Annotated in this window: 23 protein-coding genes and 1 pseudogene; 1 reads left to right on the top strand and 23 read right to left on the bottom strand. The window is 69.7% G+C overall.

All coding sequences use genetic code 11. From position 1 onward, the window contains the following. Nucleotides 1-2,701 precede the first annotated feature (2,701 nt). Nucleotides 2,702-3,241, bottom strand: a complete 540-nt coding sequence (locus tag HT134_RS11275) for a hypothetical protein (protein ID WP_175600321.1) — start codon at nt 3,239-3,241, stop codon at nt 2,702-2,704. Here HT134_RS11275 and HT134_RS11270 point away from each other — a divergent pair. Then, entirely contained in the window at nt 3,240-3,767 is a 528-nt protein-coding gene (locus HT134_RS11270; protein ID WP_175600320.1) for a hypothetical protein, read from the top strand. The two genes, HT134_RS11275 and HT134_RS11270, sit on opposite strands and share 2 nt — an antisense overlap. A 105-nt stretch (nt 3,768-3,872) precedes the next feature. On the opposite strand, the pseudogene HT134_RS11265 reads toward HT134_RS11270, so the two are convergent. The 22 genes and pseudogenes from HT134_RS11265 to rplX all read right to left on the bottom strand — a co-directional run. Then, nucleotides 3,873-4,445: pseudogene (locus tag HT134_RS11265) on the bottom strand (tRNA pseudouridine synthase A); the annotation flags it as partial. A 686-nt stretch (nt 4,446-5,131) separates the two neighbouring features. Further along, the gene (rplQ, locus tag HT134_RS11255) at nt 5,132-5,686 is read right to left on the bottom strand and encodes a 50S ribosomal protein L17 (protein WP_175600319.1); all 555 of its coding nucleotides are present in this window, start codon (nt 5,684-5,686) and stop codon (nt 5,132-5,134) included. A 149-nt stretch (nt 5,687-5,835) separates the two neighbouring features. Then, nucleotides 5,836-6,852 carry a DNA-directed RNA polymerase subunit alpha gene (locus HT134_RS11250; RefSeq protein WP_175587884.1) on the bottom strand — a complete coding sequence of 339 codons (1,017 nt, stop codon included), beginning with the start codon at nt 6,850-6,852 and terminating at the stop codon, nt 5,836-5,838. A gap of 101 nt (nt 6,853-6,953) precedes the next feature. After that, the gene (gene rpsD / locus HT134_RS11245) at nt 6,954-7,580 is read right to left on the bottom strand and encodes a 30S ribosomal protein S4 (RefSeq protein ID WP_175600318.1); all 627 of its coding nucleotides are present in this window, start codon (nt 7,578-7,580) and stop codon (nt 6,954-6,956) included. 18 nt (nt 7,581-7,598) lie between these two features. After that, nucleotides 7,599-8,003: a 30S ribosomal protein S11 gene (gene rpsK / locus HT134_RS11240; protein ID WP_020542285.1), complete on the bottom strand. Its 405-nt coding sequence runs from the start codon at nt 8,001-8,003 to the stop codon at nt 7,599-7,601. Nucleotides 8,004-8,117: 114 nt separating this feature from the next. Beyond that, nucleotides 8,118-8,498: a 30S ribosomal protein S13 gene (rpsM, locus tag HT134_RS11235; RefSeq protein ID WP_175600317.1), complete on the bottom strand. Its 381-nt coding sequence runs from the start codon at nt 8,496-8,498 to the stop codon at nt 8,118-8,120. 247 nt (nt 8,499-8,745) lie between these two features. Then, the gene (rpmJ, locus tag HT134_RS11230) at nt 8,746-8,859 is read right to left on the bottom strand and encodes a 50S ribosomal protein L36 (RefSeq protein WP_003956441.1); all 114 of its coding nucleotides are present in this window, start codon (nt 8,857-8,859) and stop codon (nt 8,746-8,748) included. Between the two features lie 25 nt (nt 8,860-8,884). Beyond that, the gene (gene infA / locus HT134_RS11225; RefSeq protein ID WP_012887858.1) at nt 8,885-9,106 is read right to left on the bottom strand and encodes a translation initiation factor IF-1; all 222 of its coding nucleotides are present in this window, start codon (nt 9,104-9,106) and stop codon (nt 8,885-8,887) included. Nucleotides 9,107-10,024: 918 nt separating this feature from the next. Next, nucleotides 10,025-10,447 carry a hypothetical protein gene (locus HT134_RS11220; RefSeq protein ID WP_175600316.1) on the bottom strand — a complete coding sequence of 141 codons (423 nt, stop codon included), beginning with the start codon at nt 10,445-10,447 and terminating at the stop codon, nt 10,025-10,027. Nucleotides 10,448-10,547: 100 nt separating this feature from the next. Further along, nucleotides 10,548-10,967, bottom strand: a complete 420-nt coding sequence (locus tag HT134_RS11215) for a DUF1707 SHOCT-like domain-containing protein (protein WP_246364363.1) — start codon at nt 10,965-10,967, stop codon at nt 10,548-10,550. A 32-nt stretch (nt 10,968-10,999) separates the two neighbouring features. Continuing rightward, nucleotides 11,000-11,809 carry a type I methionyl aminopeptidase gene (gene map, locus HT134_RS11210; protein WP_175600314.1) on the bottom strand — a complete coding sequence of 270 codons (810 nt, stop codon included), beginning with the start codon at nt 11,807-11,809 and terminating at the stop codon, nt 11,000-11,002. Nucleotides 11,810-11,920: 111 nt separating this feature from the next. Beyond that, nucleotides 11,921-12,571 carry an adenylate kinase gene (locus tag HT134_RS11205; RefSeq protein WP_175600313.1) on the bottom strand — a complete coding sequence of 217 codons (651 nt, stop codon included), beginning with the start codon at nt 12,569-12,571 and terminating at the stop codon, nt 11,921-11,923. Next, nucleotides 12,571-13,881 (bottom strand): preprotein translocase subunit SecY, encoded by a 1,311-nt coding sequence (gene secY, locus HT134_RS11200; RefSeq protein WP_175600312.1) that lies wholly within the window; start codon nt 13,879-13,881, stop codon nt 12,571-12,573. The genes HT134_RS11205 and secY overlap by 1 nt, the downstream gene beginning before the upstream one ends. A 170-nt stretch (nt 13,882-14,051) precedes the next feature. After that, nucleotides 14,052-14,507 (bottom strand): 50S ribosomal protein L15, encoded by a 456-nt coding sequence (gene rplO, locus HT134_RS11195; protein WP_175600311.1) that lies wholly within the window; start codon nt 14,505-14,507, stop codon nt 14,052-14,054. Nucleotides 14,508-14,509: 2 nt separating this feature from the next. Continuing rightward, the gene (gene rpmD, locus HT134_RS11190; protein ID WP_080043226.1) at nt 14,510-14,692 is read right to left on the bottom strand and encodes a 50S ribosomal protein L30; all 183 of its coding nucleotides are present in this window, start codon (nt 14,690-14,692) and stop codon (nt 14,510-14,512) included. A gap of 2 nt (nt 14,693-14,694) precedes the next feature. Continuing rightward, nucleotides 14,695-15,327: a 30S ribosomal protein S5 gene (rpsE, locus tag HT134_RS11185; protein ID WP_175600310.1), complete on the bottom strand. Its 633-nt coding sequence runs from the start codon at nt 15,325-15,327 to the stop codon at nt 14,695-14,697. 49 nt (nt 15,328-15,376) lie between these two features. After that, nucleotides 15,377-15,760 carry a 50S ribosomal protein L18 gene (gene rplR / locus HT134_RS11180; protein WP_175600309.1) on the bottom strand — a complete coding sequence of 128 codons (384 nt, stop codon included), beginning with the start codon at nt 15,758-15,760 and terminating at the stop codon, nt 15,377-15,379. A gap of 2 nt (nt 15,761-15,762) precedes the next feature. After that, entirely contained in the window at nt 15,763-16,305 is a 543-nt protein-coding gene (gene rplF, locus HT134_RS11175) for a 50S ribosomal protein L6 (protein WP_175600308.1), read from the bottom strand. 16 nt (nt 16,306-16,321) lie between these two features. Continuing rightward, on the bottom strand, nt 16,322-16,720 hold the full coding sequence (gene rpsH / locus HT134_RS11170; RefSeq protein WP_173521474.1) for a 30S ribosomal protein S8: 399 nt from the start codon (nt 16,718-16,720) through the stop codon (nt 16,322-16,324). Between the two features lie 187 nt (nt 16,721-16,907). Beyond that, nucleotides 16,908-17,093 (bottom strand): type Z 30S ribosomal protein S14, encoded by a 186-nt coding sequence (locus HT134_RS11165; protein ID WP_175587896.1) that lies wholly within the window; start codon nt 17,091-17,093, stop codon nt 16,908-16,910. 2 nt (nt 17,094-17,095) lie between these two features. Beyond that, the gene (rplE, locus tag HT134_RS11160) at nt 17,096-17,671 is read right to left on the bottom strand and encodes a 50S ribosomal protein L5 (protein WP_101783550.1); all 576 of its coding nucleotides are present in this window, start codon (nt 17,669-17,671) and stop codon (nt 17,096-17,098) included. Next, nucleotides 17,671-17,958, bottom strand: coding sequence for a 50S ribosomal protein L24 (gene rplX, locus HT134_RS11155; protein ID WP_246364399.1), 288 nt, complete (start codon nt 17,956-17,958; stop codon nt 17,671-17,673). The genes rplE and rplX overlap by 1 nt, the downstream gene beginning before the upstream one ends. Nucleotides 17,959-17,967: the final 9 nt, after the last annotated feature.

Here is a 17,967-nt window from a genome sequence, read left to right as displayed (position 1 = left end):
TGCCGTCGTCCGGCCGGGGGAGCGGGGAGCACCCGGCCGCGCCGTCGCCGTACGGTGAGCGGCCCTACGGCGAGCCTGCTCATGGTGAGCCGGCCTACGGTGGGCCCGCCTACGGTGAGCCCGCTCATGGTGGGCCGCCCTATGGTGAGTCGGCTCATGGTGAGTCGGCTCATGGGCGCTCGCCCTACGGCGGGAGTGGAGAGCACGCGGTCCCGCCCGCACCCGGGCTCGGCGCGGGCGGCGCCCCGGCGGGCGCGCAGCCGTGGGAGGTGCCCGGAGGAGACGCGGCCCCGTACGACTGGTACGCGGACCCCTCCTCCCCCGGCCCCACGTTTCCGCAGGGCCCCGCCTCGGCGTTTCCGCAGGGCCCCGCCTCAGCGTTTCCGCAGGGCGCCACCTCGGGGTTCCCTCAGGGCGCCGCCCCGGCCGACGACGCCACGCCATGGGCCACCCCCGAGCCTGACGCCTGGACCACCGGCCCCTCCGCCACCTGGCCCGCCCCCGAGCCGGGCCCCTGGCACGTACCCGGCCCCCAGCCCTCCGCGGAACACCCGGCGGGAGCCCCGGCGCACTCACCGGGACAGCCGTCACCATCGGCGCAGAAGCATCCCGCGGCCCCGCCCGACTCGCCGACCCCGCCACCTCAGACGGGCTCGCCAGGCCGGCCAGGACATACCGCCCAGTCAGGACCACCCGCACAGGAGGGATCAGCCGGGCACGCCGGAGCCCACGGTGGCCCCGCCGGATCAGCCGGGCACGCCGGAGCCCACGGTGGCCCCGCCGGATCAGCCGGGCACGCCGGACCCCACGCCCCCACCGGATCAGCCGATCAGGCGGGACCGACCGCGCAGGCCGGATCACGGGAGCAGCCTCCGCCCTGGGCGGCCGACCCGGTGGTGCCGGGCGCGCCGCGCTGGGAGCCGCCGCCCGCCTTCACGGCCGCGGCGGCGGGCATGCAGGTGTGGCCCGCCCCTGTCGCCGACCCGCCCGCCATGCCCCCGTGGCCCGCCGCCACGGGCGAACCCGTGCCCGGCCTCGACAACGACGAGGCCCTCACGACGGATGGCCGGACTCCGGGCCACCCGGCACCGGCGGGCGGCCCGACCTCCGGTGTTCCCGCCCCCGGGCCTGGCTTCGGCGTGTCCCCGGGCACTCCCACCTTCCCCGGAGCTCCGGGTGCCGGCGCCTTCGACCCCAACGCCACGGCCCCCCACACGCTGGCGGGCCCGTACGGCTCCGCCGGCCACCCCTCAGGCCCGCACGGCTCAGGCGGGCACCAGGTTGGCCCCCAGACCGCCCACACCCCACCCCCACCGGCCTTCGACCCCAACGCCACGCAGCCGGACGTGCTCGACTCCGACCTGACGGCACCTCACCCCATCGAGGCCAGCCGCCCGCCCCGCGCCGCCCAACCGACCGGAGCGACGACGAGTCCCTCGAGCACGCCGACGGGTCCCGGCGCTCCCCATGAGCCCGCCCACGGCGACCCACAGCGCCCAGGCCCCGGCGCCCCGCAGGGTCCTGCCCAGGACGGACCGCACACCCCTGCCCCGGTCACCCCTCAGGGCCCAGCTCAAGGCGGCCCCCACACACCGGCACCCGGCACTCCCCATGGGCCTGTCCAGGGCGGCCCCCACACACCCGCACCCGGCACTCCCCACGGACCTGCCCAAGGCGGCCCCCACTCCCCCGTCCCCGGCGCCGCCACCCCGGCTGCCCCGCACACCCCCCACGCCATGGGCACCGGCCACGCTCCCGGCTCGGCTCCGGCGGGTTGGCCCGTGGCAGACGCGAACGACACCGTCCCCGCGGGAGCACACCCGTCCACCCCCGGGGAGACCGTCCCGCACCTGTCCCGCCCGACCACCCCCGGTGCGCCACCGCAGACCCAGCCGCAGCAGGCTCACTCGCCGCAGGCACAGCCGTCGCAGCCCCAGGCGTCCCGCCACCGGCCGCAGGACAGCCAGTCGCCGGGGACTCAGTCGCCACAGGCCAGCGCCCAGCAGGCCAGCCCCTCACAAGCCGGGACGACGACCCCACCCGCAGCGACCCAGTCCGGGGCCGCTCAGTCCGGGGCCGCTCAGGCCGGAACCGCTCAGGCCGGAACCGCTCAGGCCGGATCCCCACACGCCCAGCAGAGCGCCCCAGCCGCCGCCCATCCCGGCGAGCAGGCAGGCCCTTCCACGTCCCCCGGCGCCCACCCCGTCGCGCCCGGCGACTCGTCGCACCACCCCCACGGTGTACGTCCCCCCGAGCCCAGCGACGTTCCCGTCTGGCCGCCCGTAGAGCACCAGGGCCACCCTCACGGGACCACGGCTCCACAGGCCCAGCCCGGCACCCCGCAGCCCGGCGGCACCCCGCACCCCGGCGCCCCTCAGGCCACCACGCCCATGTCAGGGGGCCCGCACACGCCCGCCACCTCCCCCGCGGCACACCCCTCACCCGGCGGCCCCCACCCCGCCCCGGGCGGGCCCACAGCTCCCCACCCAGCCCAACAGGCCCCGGGGCATCCCACAGCCGCCCACCACCCGAACGGCCAGACCACCCAAGGCCCAGCGGCCCAAGGCCCAACCACCCAGGGCCCGGCCGCCCAAGGCCCAGCCATCCAGGGCCCGGCCGCCCCTGGCCAGGACTCCCCTGGCCAGACCGCCCCCGGCCAGCCGGCTCAGCAGCAGACCACCCCCGGACAAGCAGCCCCGGCTCAGGCAGCCGCGAACGGGCACGACCCCGCCCGTCCGCCCGGCGGCTGGCCGCCTCCGCCCCAGACCGAGGAACAGCGCCAGGAGGAGCAACTCCCCGAGCTGCCCTTCGGCCGCGACATCTGGGGCAGGCCGAACAACCCGCCGCCCCGCTCCCCGCTGTCCCCCGCGTCGTTCGACCTGCCCGCCTCGGCGCCGACCAGGATCGGCGGGCACCCGCTGGGCGCGTTCAAGCAGCCGCCGGCTCCGCCCGCGCCCCCGGCGCCCGCCCAGCCCAGCAAGGCGAAGCGCGCCGTTCTGGCCGTCGTGGGCGTTCTCGTCCTGGGCGGCGTCGCGACCGGCGGCTTCTTCGCGTACAAGTCGCTGAGCGCGCCCGCGTCCACAGCGGCCGGCAAGCGGCCGTCGGCGCCCGCCACCGCCTCCGCGCCGCCCTCGTCCGCGCCGACCGGCTCGGCACCGACCGGGTCGGCGCCGACGGAGTCCGCGCCGTCGGCGGCGTCACCCACGGCGAGCACGTCGGCAGGCGTCCCGGCGGCGGCCATGCTCGACTCCGAGGAGACGGACAAGCGCAAGCTGTCGCTGTCCGAGGCGTTCCGCGAGAAGAAGGTGGAGGCGGCCGGCGCCGCCTTCTCCCGGGTCGAGACGGACATGGAGAACGACTGCCGCAAGGCCGCCGCGGGACCGTTCGCCGAGGCGCTGCACGACCAGAAGTGCAGCAGGGTGCTGCGGGCGACGTACGTCGACAGCAAGCGCCGTTACGCGGTGACCAGCGGCATCGCGGTCCTCCCGAGCAAGGACGCCGCCATGCGCGCCGACCAGGCCAAGAACCTGAGCCGCAACCTGTGGTTCCGCGCCCTGCCGGGCCCCGCCGGCTCCGGCGGCGAGCGCGTGGACATCGCGGGCGGCTACGCGGCGGGCCTGGTGTGGGGGCGCTACATCGTGTTCAGCTACGCCACCTACGCCGACGGCCACACCCCGGCGGCCAAGGACCGGACCCTGGGCAAGGTGAGCGACGCCTTCCGCGACGAGATGTCACTCGTCCTGGAGCGCCGCATCTCCAACGGCTGACCCCGCCCGACCACCCCGTCCCCCGACGACCGAACCGCCCGCACCTCCAGCGGGCGGCCTCGGCACGGCCGCTGCCCGCTGGAGGAGCGGGCAGCAGCCGGTCCGTCAGAGCGTGCGTACGCGGCGCGTCGCGGCGGCGCGGGCCGCCAGTTCCTCCGCCGGCGGGTAACGGACCTCCTCCAGGCACAGGCCGTGGGCGGGGGCGACGTGCACCCCGCTGTCCCGTACGGCCCCCGCCAGCACCTGGCCCGGCCACGCGACCGGCCGGCGACCGTCGCCCACGGCCAGCAGCGCGCCCACGAGCGCCCGCACCATCGAGTGGCAGAACGCGTCGGCCACCACGGTCGCCACCAGCAGCCCGTCCTCCTGGCGCACCCACCCCAGCCGTTGCAGCTCGCGGATCGTGGTCGCGCCCTCGCGCTTCTTGCAGAACGCCGCGAAGTCGTGCTCGCCCAGCAGCCGCTCGGCGGCGGCGTTCATGGCGTCGAGGTCCAGCGGGCGGTTGTGCCACACGACCTCGCGCCGCCGCAGCGGGTCTCCCCCGCCGGGCGCGTCGCTCACCCGGTACGCGTACCGGCGGGAGAGAGCGGAGAAACGCGCGTCGAAGCCCTCAGAAGCCACGCAGACCCGATGAACCCGTACATCCAGCGGCAGTACCCCGCCCAGCCGTCGCACGAGCGTGGCGAGGCGCTCATCCACGTCCAGCGGCAACTCCTCGGCCGCCGCCTCCCCGTCGACCGCCGTGGCCGCCTCTTCGCCGACGGCCGGGGCCGCACCCTCGGCCGCGACCGCCAGTCCCCCGGCATCCGCGGGCCCCGCCCCCTCACCGCTGACCGCACCGGAGCCGACGCCCGCACCAGACCCGACGCCCGCACCCGACCCGACGCCCACATCGGAGCCGACGACTCCACCGGATTCGAGGACCGATCCGGCCTCGGCAACCTCGGCAACCTCGGCAACCGGTCCGGCCCCGGCGACGGATGCCGCATCGGCGGCCGGGCGGCGGCGGTTGCGGTCGAGCTCGGACAGACGGCCCACCGCGACATCCACGTGCGCCACCTGGTGCCGGGCGTGCACCCCGGCGTCGGTCCGCCCCGCCACCGTCAGCGTGGGCGGGGCGGCGAGGCGCAGGATCCGGCCGAGCGCCTGCTCGATCTCCCCCTGGACGGTACGTCGCCCCGGCTGGCGGGCCCAGCCGGAGAAGTCGGTGCCGTCGTACCCGAGGTCGAGGCGGAGCCGTACCACGAGTTACCTCCCTGAGCCGCGCACCAGCGCGGCACACATCACAACACAACCACGGAAACGCGAAACGGGCCCGGCACCCCGTGAGGGGGCCGGGCCCGCGACGTAGACGACCTGGAAGATCAGGCCTCGTCCTTCTTCGCCTCGGCCGGAGCCTCGGCGTCGGCCGCCTCGGCGGCGGGCGCCTCGTCGGCGGCCTGAGCCTCGGCGGGAGCCTCGGTCTCCTCCGCCGGAGCCTCGTCCTCGGCCTTCGCCGGAGCGGCGGCCGGGGCGGCAGCGGCGGCCGGAGCCTCGGAACGGGAGACGCGAACCGGGTTCAGCGGCTCGGTCACCAGCTCGATGACCGCCATCGGAGCGTTGTCACCCTTGCGCGGCCCCACCTTGGTGATGCGGGTGTAGCCGCCCGGACGCTCGGCGAACGTCGTCGCGAGCTCCGTGAACAGGTGGTGGACGACGCCCTTGTCCTTGACGACCTCGAGAACCTGGCGACGGTTGTGGATGTCGCCCTTCTTCGCCTTGGTGATCAGGCGCTCCGCCACCGGGCGGAGGCGCTTGGCCTTGGCAACCGTGGTGCGGATCTTGCCGTGGCGGAACAGGTCCGTGGCCAGGTTGGCCAGGATCAGCCGCTCGTGGGCAGGGCTGCCGCCAAGACGTGCGCCCTTGGTGGGCTTGGGCATTGCGTTCTCCTTGTGAGTCAACCCGCCCCGGCCGTACCAGGTACCGGAGTCGGGCCGGAGGCACCCGTCGGGTGCCGTCCGTTGCTGTCACACCCGCGCGGGCGGACGGGCCGCCCGGCGCGGGTGGGGTGCGAGAGAGCTCGCGAAGCTCAGTACTGCTCGGTCTCGACGTACGCGCTGTCGTCGTCGTCGTAGCCGGCGCCGGCCACCGCGCTCGGGTCGAACCCGGGCGGGGAGTCCTTGAGCGCCAGCGACATCTCGTGCAGCTTCTGCTTGACCTCTTCGATCGACTTGGCGCCGAAGTTCCTGATGTCCAGCAGGTCCTGCTCGCTGCGGGCGACGAGCTCACCCACGGTGTGGATGCCCTCGCGCTTGAGGCAGTTGTAGGAGCGGACGGTCAGGTTGAGCTCCTCGATCGGCAGCGCCAGGTCGGCCGCCAGGGCGGCGTCGGTCGGCGACGGGCCGATGTCGATGCCCTCGGCCTCGACGTTGAGCTCGCGGGCCAGGCCGAACAGCTCGACGAGGGTCTTACCGGCGGAGGCCACCGCGTCGCGGGGCTTCATGGCCGGCTTGGTCTCGACGTCCAGGATGAGGCGGTCGAAGTCGGTGCGCTGCTCGACTCGGGTGGCCTCGACCTTGTAGGTGACCTTGAGCACCGGCGAGTAGATGGAGTCGATCGGGATGCGACCGATCTCCTGGCCGGGCTGCTTGTTCTGCGCGGCGGAGACGTAGCCGCGACCGCGCTCGACGGTCAGCTCCATCTCCAGCTTCGCCTTGCCGTTCAGCGTGGCGATGCGCAGCTCGGGGTTGTGCACCTCGACACCGGCCGGCGGCGCGATGTCGGCGGCGGTGACCTCACCGGGGCCCTGCTTGCGCAGGTACATCACGACCGGCTCGTCGTGCTCGGAGGAGACGACCAGTTCCTTGAGGTTGAGGATGATGTCGGTGACGTCTTCCTTGACCCCGGGAACGGTCGAGAACTCGTGCAGCACACCCTCGATCCGGATGCTCGTCACGGCCGCGCCCGGAATGGACGAAAGCAGCGTGCGGCGGAGCGAGTTGCCGATGGTGTAGCCGAAGCCCGGCTCCAGCGGCTCGATGATGAACCGCGACCGGGTGTCGTCGATCGACTCTTCGAGAAGGGTCGGACGCTGAGCGATCAGCATGCGGGTTCTCCCCTTGTCGTGTGGCGCCCGCTATATGACGCCACTCCGATATACAGCCTAAATGGCGTACGGCAGGCCGTACGCCATCAGGCGGGCGAGGACTACTTGGAGTAGTACTCGACGATCAGCTGCTCCTGGACCTGGGTGTCGATCTGCTGGCGGACCGGCAGCTGGTGAACCAGGACGCGGAGCTTCTCCGGCACGACGCCCAGCCAGGCCGGGACGGTGCGCTCGCCGGCAGTGGCGCGGGCCACCTCGTACGGCAGCAGGCCGCGCTTGTTCTCGCGGACCTCGATGATGTCGTGCTCGCGCACGCGGTACGACGGGATGTCGACCTTCTTGCCGTTCACCAGGAAGTGGCCGTGACGGACCTGCTGGCGGGCGGCGTCGCGCGACTGGGCGAAACCGGCGCGGTAGACGACGTTGTCGAGGCGGGTCTCCAGGATCTGGAGCAGCACCTCACCCGTCTTGCCGGTCTTGCGGGTGGCTTCCTCGTAGTAGTTGTGGAACTGCTTCTCGAGGACGCCGTAGATGCGACGGGTCTTCTGCTTCTCGCGAAGCTGGAGCTGGTACTCGGACTCCTTCGGACGTCCGCGACCGTGCTCACCCGGCGGGTAGGGACGGATCTCGATGGGGCACTTGGCGGACTCGCACTTGCTGCCCTTGAGGAAGAGCTTGGTCTTCTCGCGACGGCAGAGCTTGCAGTCCGCGCCCGTGTAACGAGCCATTTCTCAATATCTCCTGGATCAGACGCGGCGGCGCTTCGGCGGACGGCAGCCGTTGTGCGGGACCGGGGTGACGTCCTGGATCGACCCGACCTCGAGGCCGGTGGCCTGGAGGGAGCGGATCGCGGTCTCGCGGCCGGATCCCGGCCCCTTGACGAAGACGTCGACCTTGCGCATGCCGTGCTCCATGGCGCGGCGGGCGGCGTTCTCGGCGGCCATCTGGGCGGCGAACGGGGTGGACTTACGGGAGCCCTTGAAACCCACGTGGCCGGCGCTGGCCCAGGAGATCACGTTCCCGTTGGGGTCGGTGATCGAAACGATCGTGTTGTTGAACGTGCTCTTGATGTGGGCGTGCCCATGAGCGACGTTCTTCTTCTCCTTGCGGCGCACCTTCTTCGGCGCACCCTGACGGCTCTTAGGAGGCATCCTTCGCCTTCACTCCTGAGGTGTTCGGTCTCGCGGCTGCTGAGAGCGGTCGTGCCGGCCCGGCCCTCGCCGATCACGGCTGTGGGGCCCGGGCGCCGGCCGCTCCAGTGCGGACTACTTCTTACCGGGCTTCTTCTTGCCGGCCACGGTCTTCTTCTTGCCCTTGCGGGTGCGCGCGTTGGTCTGCGTGCGCTGGCCGTGGACGGGCAGGCCCTTGCGGTGCCGGATACCCTGGTAACAGCCAATTTCGATCTTGCGACGGATGTCGGCCTGGACCTCGCGGCGCAGGTCACCCTCGATCTTGAAGTTCGCCTCGATGTAGTCACGCATCGGGACGAGCTCGTTGTCGGTGAGCTGGTGCACGCGGATGTCGCCGCTGACACCGGTCGCCTGGAGGATCTCCTGAGCGCGGGTGCGGCCGATTCCGTAGATGTAGGTGAGAGCGATCTCCAGCCGCTTCTCGCGGGGGAGGTCGACGCCAACCAGGCGGGCCATGGTCGGGCATTCTCCTTCTTTGTGGCGGAGGTCTTACGCCTCATCTCCCCTCCCCATGCCCGGGGTGAGGGCCCCGGCCTCCGACCGGGGGTCTCCTGAGTGGTACGGCCTTCCGTGCCCATGCGAGGCCAGGCCCCGCGCGGCACGCCGCCTGCTCAGGTGTGAAGCGTTACTACTGACTTCAGGCTCCTCATGCGTCGAGCCCGCTCCCTGGAATCGGGGCGGACTCGGAGAAGCCTTGCGGCGACTAGCCCTGGCGCTGCTTGTGGCGCAGGTTGTCGCAGATCACCATGACGCGACCGTGCCGGCGAATCACCTTGCACTTGTCGCAGATCTTCTTGACGCTCGGCTTTACCTTCATTGTCCTTCGTGTTCCTCAGACGTCTTCACTTGTATCGGTAGACGATCCGCCCACGACTGAGGTCGTAGGGGCTCAGTTCCACGACCACCCGGTCGTCAGGCAGGATCCGGATGTAGTGCATTCGCATCCGGCCGCTGATGTGGGCCAGGACCTTATGGCCGTTGTCGAGCTGCACCCGGAACATGGCGTTCGGGAGCGACTCGACCACAGTGCCCTCGATCTCGATGGCGCCGTCTTTCTTGGCCAAAATCCCTCGCGTTTCACTGATCGATCGTCTGAGGCTCCGGTTCACTAGCAGCCGCGACCTTCACGCTTCGAAGAGAGCGGCGTCCGGCAAAGGACGCCGACGCGTGGTAGTCATAGTGAGCCGACTAAGGAGTGTACGACACCTGAGCCAAAAACGCGAAACGCGTGCCAGGTGTCCTGACACAACCACGGATCAGTTTACCCCACGGCGGACGCGTCATGACCCCGCCCGCGCCACCGTCGCCACATCGTCCCCTTCACCGCGACGCCGGGGGCGCCGGGCGTGGAGCCGCCGTACGTTCGCCCGCCGATTCCGGGCCCGACCGGCCTTCCTCGCCCACCGGCACGACGATCGACTCACCGCGATGCACAACGCACCGGTACGCGGCGAGCCGCGACGCCGCTGGCCGCTCGTCCACCCTCGCCAAGGTCATCGAGCCCGCCGGCTTCATGGGCCCGCGAGGTCGGAGGCCAGGGTGTCCGGGTCAAGGTACAGGAGGTCCAGCGACCCAGGAGGTCGGGAGTCCGGAAGCTCCGCCCGGAGGCCAGTAGGCCTCGGCGTCTGGAGGCCCGCGGCCCCGGAGGCCGGAAGGTCCTCGAAGCACCAGAGACCCGGAGACCCAGAGACCCGGAGACCCAGAGACCCGGAGATGCGGAGGCGCGGAGATTCGAAGACCCGGAGAGCCGGAGACCCGCGGCGGCACCCCTTACCAGCGGCTGACGGGCCGGGCCCGCACGCGGAGAAGGCCCGCCGACGGGAGATCGGCGAGCCTTCTGAGGGGTTCGGGGCCGGGGCGGGGAGGAGCAACCCGGCCTGAGCCGGCGGGACCGGGACGCCGGGAGAGACGCGTCCCCGGCCGCGCGACGAGCGGGAGCGGGAGCGGAGGGGCGGGCGTCAGCGGCCGGCATCAGTAGATCATCAGTAGATGCGGTACACCTTGCCGCAGTCGTTGAACTTGCCGCCCCAGCACGTGTACGTGTACACGCTCTTGAGCCCCTTCTTCGACCAGGTCTCGCTGTGCGAGCCGTCCCACGGGCGGAAGAACTTGCCGCCCCCGCCGCCCTTGAACTCGTAGCGGAACCAGATGTAGCCGGACCTGGGGGTCGACTCCTTGCCGTACCACTTGGTGTAGACCCGGCCGTGCGACTTCCAGGTGTAGCCGTAGGTGGCGGCCTTGTGGCTGTGGGAGTAGAACGTGCCCCACTTGTGGACCGAGGCGCTCTGGGACGCGGCGGCCGTGAGCGGGGTGGCGGCGGTCGCGGCCTGCGCGGCCGGGGCGGTCAGGGCGAGGCCGGCGGCGAGGGAGCCGGCGAGGGCGGCCGTCGCGATGAGCTTGCGCATGTCTTCCTCCGATGAGTCGGTGCTTCTCGACGCGACTCACGTTAGGAAGATTCAGCTGTCCGATCTGTGGAGGAATACGCAGAGTGCACTAGTGCACACTTCACTGCTTCTGCGAGGACCCGCCCGAGCCGAAGATCGTGCTCACCAGCAGCACCACGCCCCACGGCCCCATGACCCACAGCGGCCACGGATAGATCCAGCCGTCGGCCGTCACGCTGACGATCAGCCAGATCACCCAGTTGATCGAGCTGGCCATGGCCCAGGTGCCCCAGGCGGCGCGCACGCCGGCGTGTGCCTTGGCCTTCTTCTTGGCGGCCTTGTCGCTCTGTTTGGCGAGCTGCCGGTGGCGCAGGTCCACATCCGGCAGGTCCGAGGTCAGCCGCTCCAGCTCGCCGTACGTCTTGCTCTGGTAGAGCTGCTCCAGCCGCTCGTTGAACTCGTCCATGGTGATCCGGCCTTGCGCGGTGTGCTCCCTGAGCACGGCGGCCACCCGGTCGCGATCGGAATCGGAGGCACGCATCTCGGGGCTCTGTGCCATTCCACCACTCCAGGTCAGTTATGCGGCTGCGCCAGGCGCGATTCGCCCCCGTCCAGGGCGGTAAGCACCCAAGGACCATTATGTGTCACGGCGACGCTGTGTTCGAAGTGCGCGGAGGACTTGCCGTCGATGGTCACGACGGTCCAGTCGTCGGCCAGCACGCGGGTCCGCGCGGTGCCCAGGTTGACCATCGGCTCGATGGCCAGGCACATGCCCTCCTCCAGGACCGGGCCCTTGCCGGGGCGGCCGTGGTTGGCGATCCACGGGTCCATGTGCATCTCGGTGCCGATGCCGTGGCCGCCGTACTCCGGCGGGATGCCGAACCGGCCCTGCGACCTGACGTACCGCTCGATCTCGTAACCGATGTCGGACAGGTGGCGGCCCGGCGTGAGCGCGGCGATGCCGCGCCACATGGCCTCCTCGGTGACCCGCATCAGCTCCGTGAGCTCGGGCGCCACCTCGCCGACGGGCACCGTCACCGCCGAGTCGCCGTGCCAGCCGTCGAGGATGGCGCCGCAGTCGATGGAGATGATGTCGCCTTCGCGCAGCTTGCGGGCCTTGGTCGGGATGCCGTGGACGACCTCGTCGTTGACGGACGCGCAGATGGTCGCCGGGAAGCCCTGGTAGCCCTTGAACGACGGGATCGCGCCTTCTTCCCTGATCGCCTTCTCGGCGATGACGTCGAGGTCGAGCGGCGTCATGCCCGGCTCGACCGACCGCCTCAGCAGGTCCAGCGTGCGTCCGACCACGAGACCGGCCGAGCGCATCTTCTCCAGCTGCTCGGCCGACTTGATCTGAATTCCATGTCTGTTCTTCTTGAACACTTTTCGGCACCCCTAGGTTGGGAACGAGCGGACGCGGGAGCCCAATTCCCCCACAATAGCCGCGAGGTGGCACGAAGAAACTCGTGCCACCTCGTCAGTCCGTCAGCAGAGCTATCCCGTGAAAGGGCGGATCGCCTCCATGGCACGCTCGGTGACCTCCTCGACCGGGCCGGTCGCGTCCACGCCGACCAGGATGCCCTCGTCGGCGTAGTAGGCGACCAGCGGCGCGGTCTGCACCTGGTAGACCTCCAGGCGGTGCCTGATGGTCTCTTCCTTGTCGTCGTCACGCTGGAACAGCGCGCCGCCGCAGACGTCGCACCGGTCGTCCTGCTTGTCGTCGAACTCCACGTGCCAGATACGGCCGCACTGGCTGCACGTACGCCGGCCGGCGAGGCGGCGGACCACCTCGTCGTCGTCGACCACCAGTTCCAGCACCAGGTCGAGCGCCTGTCCCCAGTCCTTGAGCATGTCGCGCAGGATCTCGGCCTGCGGGACGTTGCGGGGGAAGCCGTCGAGCAGGAACCCGTCCTGGGCGTCGTCCTCGGAGAGACGGTCACGGACCATGGCGATGGTGACCTCGTCGGGCACCAGGTCGCCGCGGTCCATGTACGTCTTGGCAAGCTTGCCGAGCTCCGTGCCGCCCGAGACGTTGGCACGGAAGATGTCACCTGTCGAGATCTTCGGGATGGACAGGTTGGATGCGATGTACTGGGCCTGTGTCCCCTTTCCCGCTCCGGGGGGCCCTACCAGAACGAGACGCACTACCGCAGGAAACCTTCGTAGTTACGCTGCTGCAGCTGGCTCTCGATCTGCTTGACCGTGTCCAGGCCGACACCAACCATGATCAGAATGCTCGTCCCTCCGAACGGGAAGTTCTGGCTCGCACCGGCCACCGCCAGCGCGACGATCGGGACCATGGCGATCAGACCCAGATAGAGCGCGCCGGGCGCGGTCAGACGGGTGAGCACGAAGTTCAGGTATTCAGCCGTCGGCCGGCCCGGGCGGATGCCCGGAATGAACCCACCGTACTTCTTCATGTTGTCAGCCACTTCAGGGGGGTTGAAAGTGATGGACACATAGAAGTACGTGAAGAACACGATCAGCACGAAGAACGTGATCATGTAGGTGGGCGTGTTGCCGCCGGCCAGGTTCTGCGCGATCCACTGGACGACCACGTTCGGGTTCTCGGTGTTGGCGAACAGCGACGTGATCAGCTGCGGAAGGTAGAGCAGCGACGAGGCGAAGATGACCGGGATGATGCCGGCCTGGTTGACCTTCAGCGGGATGTAGGTCGAGGTGCCGCCGTACATGCGCCGGCCGACCATCCGCTTGGCGTACTGCACCGGGATGCGCCGCTGCGCCTGCTCGACGAAGACGACCGCGGCGATCATGAAGATGCCGACGACCATGACGACCGTGAAGGTGAACTTGTTGGCCTGGAAGATGCTGGCCAGCTCGGACGGGAACACCGACACGACGGAGGTGAAGATCAGGATGGACATGCCGTTGCCGACGCCGCGGTCGGTGACGAGCTCGCCCAGCCACATGATCACGGAGGTGCCGGCCGTCATGATGACGACCATCGTGATGATGCCGAAGATGTCGTTCGGGTTGATCAGCACTTCCTGCTGGCAGTTCGGGAACAGCTGACCGGAGCGCGCGAGCGCGATGAAGGCCGTGGACTGCAGGACACCGAGACCGATCGTCAGGTAACGCGTGTACTGTGTGATCTTGGTCTGGCCGGCCTGCCCCTCCTTCTTGAGTGCCTCAAGACGAGGGATGACGACGACGAGCAGCTGCAGGATGATGCTCGCCGTGATATACGGCATGATGCCGAGCGCGAACACCGACAGCTTCAGGAGGGCACCGCCGCTGAACAGCTGCACCATCCCGTAGATGTTGCCGGATGCACCGTTTCGCGCCTGCTGGAAGCAGTTCGCGAGATTCTCGACATGAACGCCCGGAGTCGGAAGAACCGAGCCAAGACGGAACAGCGCGATGATGCCCAGAGTGAAGAGCAACTTCTTGCGCAGGTCCGGCGTCCGGAACGCCCGGGTAAACGCGGTCAGCACGGTCCCTCCTGCGCGCCTATTCGGCGATGTGAGTATGCGATGGTGCGGGGATCTGCCATCTGAAGTCTCAAGTCAAACGAGCCGGACAGAAGCCTGCCGTCTCGCGAACTCTAACGCACTACGGGCGTGGGAGCCCATTGTCAGAGCCCCCACGCCTCGTCATAGCGTATTTACAGCTCGGTAACGGAGCCACCGGCCGCGGCGATCTTCTCCTTGGCGGCGGCCGAGAAGGCGTGAGCCTGCACGTTCACCGCGACGGAGATCTCGCCGGTGCCGAGCACCTTGACGAGCTGGTTCTTACGGACAGCACCCTTGGCGACCAGCGTCTCGACGGTGACATCGCCACCCTCGGGGAACAGCTCGCCGATCCTGTCCAGGTTGACGACCTGGTAGGACGTCTTGAACAGCGCGTTGGAGAAGCCCTTGAGCTTCGGCAGACGCCTCTGCAGCGGCACCTGGCCACCCTCGAAACCGAGGGGCACGCCGGTACGGGCCCGCGAGCCCTTGGTGCCGCGACCAGCGGTCTTGCCCTTGGAGCCCTCGCCACGGCCCTTGCGGACCTTGGACTTGTTGGCGCCGGGGGCGGGACGCAGGTCGTGAATCTTCAGCGGAGCCTTGTCAGTCATGACTAGTCGACCTCTTCCACCTCGACGAGGTGCGTCACCACGGAGACCATGCCACGGATCTCGGGCCGGTCCTCCTTGACGACGACGTCGCCGATTCGCTTCAGGCCAAGCGAACGCAGCGAGTCACGCTGGTTCTGCTTGCCACCGATCTTCGAGCGAACCTGAGTGATCTTCAGGCGTGCCATGACTAGCTCACCGCCTTCGCCGCCGCGGCGGCCTCGGCGATGCCCTCGCGCTGAGCCTTGAGCATCCGGGCCGGAGCGACGTCCTCGATCGGCAGGCCACGGCGGGCGGCGATCTCCTCGGGGCGCGACAGGCCCTTCAGAGCCGCCACGGTGGCGTGCACGATGTTGATGGGGTTGTCGGAGCCGAGCGACTTCGACAGCACGTCGTGGATGCCCGCGCACTCCAGGACCGCGCGCACCGGGCCGCCGGCGATGACGCCGGTACCGGCCGAGGCGGGACGCAGGAAGACGACGCCGGCCGCCTCCTCGCCCTGCACGGTGTGCGGGATCGTGCCCTGGATGCGAGGCACCTTGAAGAAGTGCTTCTTCGCCTCTTCGACGCCCTTGGCGATGGCCGCGGGCACTTCCTTGGCCTTGCCGTAACCGACGCCGACCAGGCCGTTGCCGTCACCGACGACGACGAGGGCGGTGAAGCTGAAGCGACGACCACCCTTCACGACCTTGGCCACTCGGTTGATCTTCACTACGCGCTCGATGTACGAGACGCCCTTGTCGGCGGCGCCACCGCGGCGATCGTCACGACGGTCCCGCCGCTCGCCACCGGTGCCGCCACCGCGACGCGGAGCTGCAGCCATCAGTGGTTCCTCATCTCAGTAGCCATCATTTGCGATCCTCGGGCCCTCATCAGAATTCGAGCCCACCCTCGCGCGCGCTGTCAGCCAGCGCCGCGATCCGGCCCGCATACCGGTTGCCACCGCGGTCGAAGACGACCTTGGTGATCCCGGCTTCCTTGGCCCGCTGAGCGAGGAGCTCGCCGACCTTCTTCGCCTTCTCGGTCTTGTCCGCCTCGAGCGTGCGCAGGGAGGCGTCCATGGTGGACGCGCTCACCAGGGTGTGGCCGACGGAGTCGTCCACGATCTGCACGAAGAGGTGACGGGTCGAGCGGTTGACGACCAGGCGCGGACGCTCGGCCGTACCGACGACGAACTTGCGGACGCGGCGGTGACGGCGGGCCCGCGAGACGGTGCGGGCAGCCGTGTGCTTGCTGAACGCAACCTTCGGAGCCATGCCTACTTACCAGCCTTTCCGACCTTGCGGCGGATCTGTTCGCCCTGGTAGCGCACGCCCTTGCCCTTGTACGGGTCGGGCTTGCGCAGCTTGCGGATGTTGGCGGCGACCTCGCCGACCTTCTGCTTGTCGATGCCGTCCACGTGGAACAGGGTCGGCTTCTCGACGCGGAAGGTGACACCCTCGGGGGCGTCGACGATGACCGGGTGGCTGAAGCCCAGCGCGAACTCCAGCTGCGTCGGGCCCTTGGCCTGGACGCGGTAACCGACGCCGACGATCTCCAGGGTCTTGGAGTAGCCCTGGGTGACGCCCTGCACCATGTTGGCGATCAGGGTGCGAGACAGGCCGTGCAGCGCGCGGACCTTGTTCTCGTCGTTGGGGCGGGTGACGGCGATGGCGCCGTCGTCGTCCCGAGCCACCGCGATGGGCTCGGCGACCGTGTGAGTGAGCGTGCCCTTCGGGCCCTTGACCTGGACATCCTGGCCGGTGATCGTGATGTCTACGCCACTGGGCACAGGGATGGGCAGCCGTCCGATTCGTGACATGCTGTGTTCCTCCCTTCTACCAGACGTAGGCGAGGACTTCCCCGCCCACACCACGCTTGCCGGCCTGCTTGTCGGTCATGAGGCCGGCGGACGTCGAGATGATCGCGACGCCGAGCCCGCCCAGGACTCGAGGCAGGTTGTCCTTCTTCGCGTACACCCGCAGACCGGGCTTGGAGACCCGGCGCAGGCCCGCGAGCGACCGCTCACGGGTCGGCCCGAACTTGAGCTCCACCACGAGGTTCTTGCCAACCTTGGCGTCCTCGACGGACCAAGACTGGATGTAGCCCTCCTGCTGGAGGATCTCGGCGATGTGGGCCTTGATCTTCGAATACGGCATCGACACACTCTCGTGGTACGCCGAGTTCGCATTCCGCAGACGCGTCAGCATGTCTGCGATGGGGTCGGTCATCGTCATGGCCAGTGGCCTTCCTCGCCGCGGTTTCCAGTCGGCCAAGCATCGAGTGCGTACGCACCGCTCTGCCGGTGGACCTTCGGCGTGGTCATGGAGGCTCTCGGCGAGAGTCTCCGGATTTGTCAGTGTTTCTCTATGTGCGGCCGGCAGCCCGTGGGGGCGACGACGTCACGCCGCCCCCACAGGGTAACTACCAGCTGGACTTGGTGATGCCAGGAAGCTCGCCCCGGTGTGCCATCTCACGGAAGCACACGCGGCACAGGCCGAACTTCCTGTAGACGGCGCGGGGACGACCGCAGCGCGAGCACCGGGTGTAGGCCCGGACCTCGAACTTCGGCTTGCGCTTAGCCTTGGCGATCAGCGACTTCTTCGCCATGATCAGGCCTCCTTGAAGGGGAAGCCGAGGAGCTTCAGCAGCGCCCGGCCCTGGTCGTCGTTCTTCGCCGTGGTCACGATGGTGATGTCCATGCCTCGCGGCCGGTCGACCTTGTCCTGGTCGACCTCGTGGAACATGACCTGCTCGGTCAGACCGAACGTGTAGTTGCCGTTGCCGTCGAACTGCTTCGGCGACAGGCCGCGGAAGTCACGGATGCGGGGCAGCGCCAGCGACAGCAGCCGGTCGAGGAACTCCCACATGCGGTCGCCGCGGAGCGTGACGTGCGCGCCGATCGGCATGCCCTCGCGCAGCTTGAACTGGGCGATGGACTTGCGGGCCCGGACGACGGCCGGCTTCTGGCCGGTGATCACGGTGAGGTCGCGAACGGCGCCCTCGATGAGCTTCGAGTCGCGGGCCGCCTCGCCGACACCCATGTTGACCTTGATCTTCACCAGGCCGGGGATCTGCATGACGTTCTCGATGCCGAACTGCTCGCGAAGCTGAGCCGCGATCTCCTCGCGGTACTTCGTCTTGAGGCGCGGCGTCGGACGCTCGGTCTCGGTGGTCGTGGCAGTCATCAGCTGTCCTCACCCGTCTCGTCGGCCTTGTCGGCCTTCTTGTCGGCGGGCTTGTCGTCCTTGAGCTTCTTCACGTTGCTCACGTGGATGGGGCCCTCCATGGTCTGCACGCCGCCGGTCTTGGCGCCGCGCGGACCCTGGTGGGTCTCCTTGGAGTGCTTCTTGATCATGTTGACGCCCTCGACCACCACGCGGTCCTCGCGCGGGAGAGTGGCGATCACGTGACCCTTGGCACCCTTGTCCTTGCCGGCGATGACCTGGACGAGGTCACCCTTCTTCACGTGCAGCTGCTTCGG

Source organism: Nonomuraea rhodomycinica (assembly GCF_013363995.1).
In the GTDB taxonomy this organism is placed as follows: Bacteria; Actinomycetota; Actinomycetes; order Streptosporangiales; family Streptosporangiaceae; genus Nonomuraea; species Nonomuraea rhodomycinica.
Note: the sequence above shows the minus strand (reverse complement) of the source record. Positions and strands in the feature narration are given on the sequence as shown.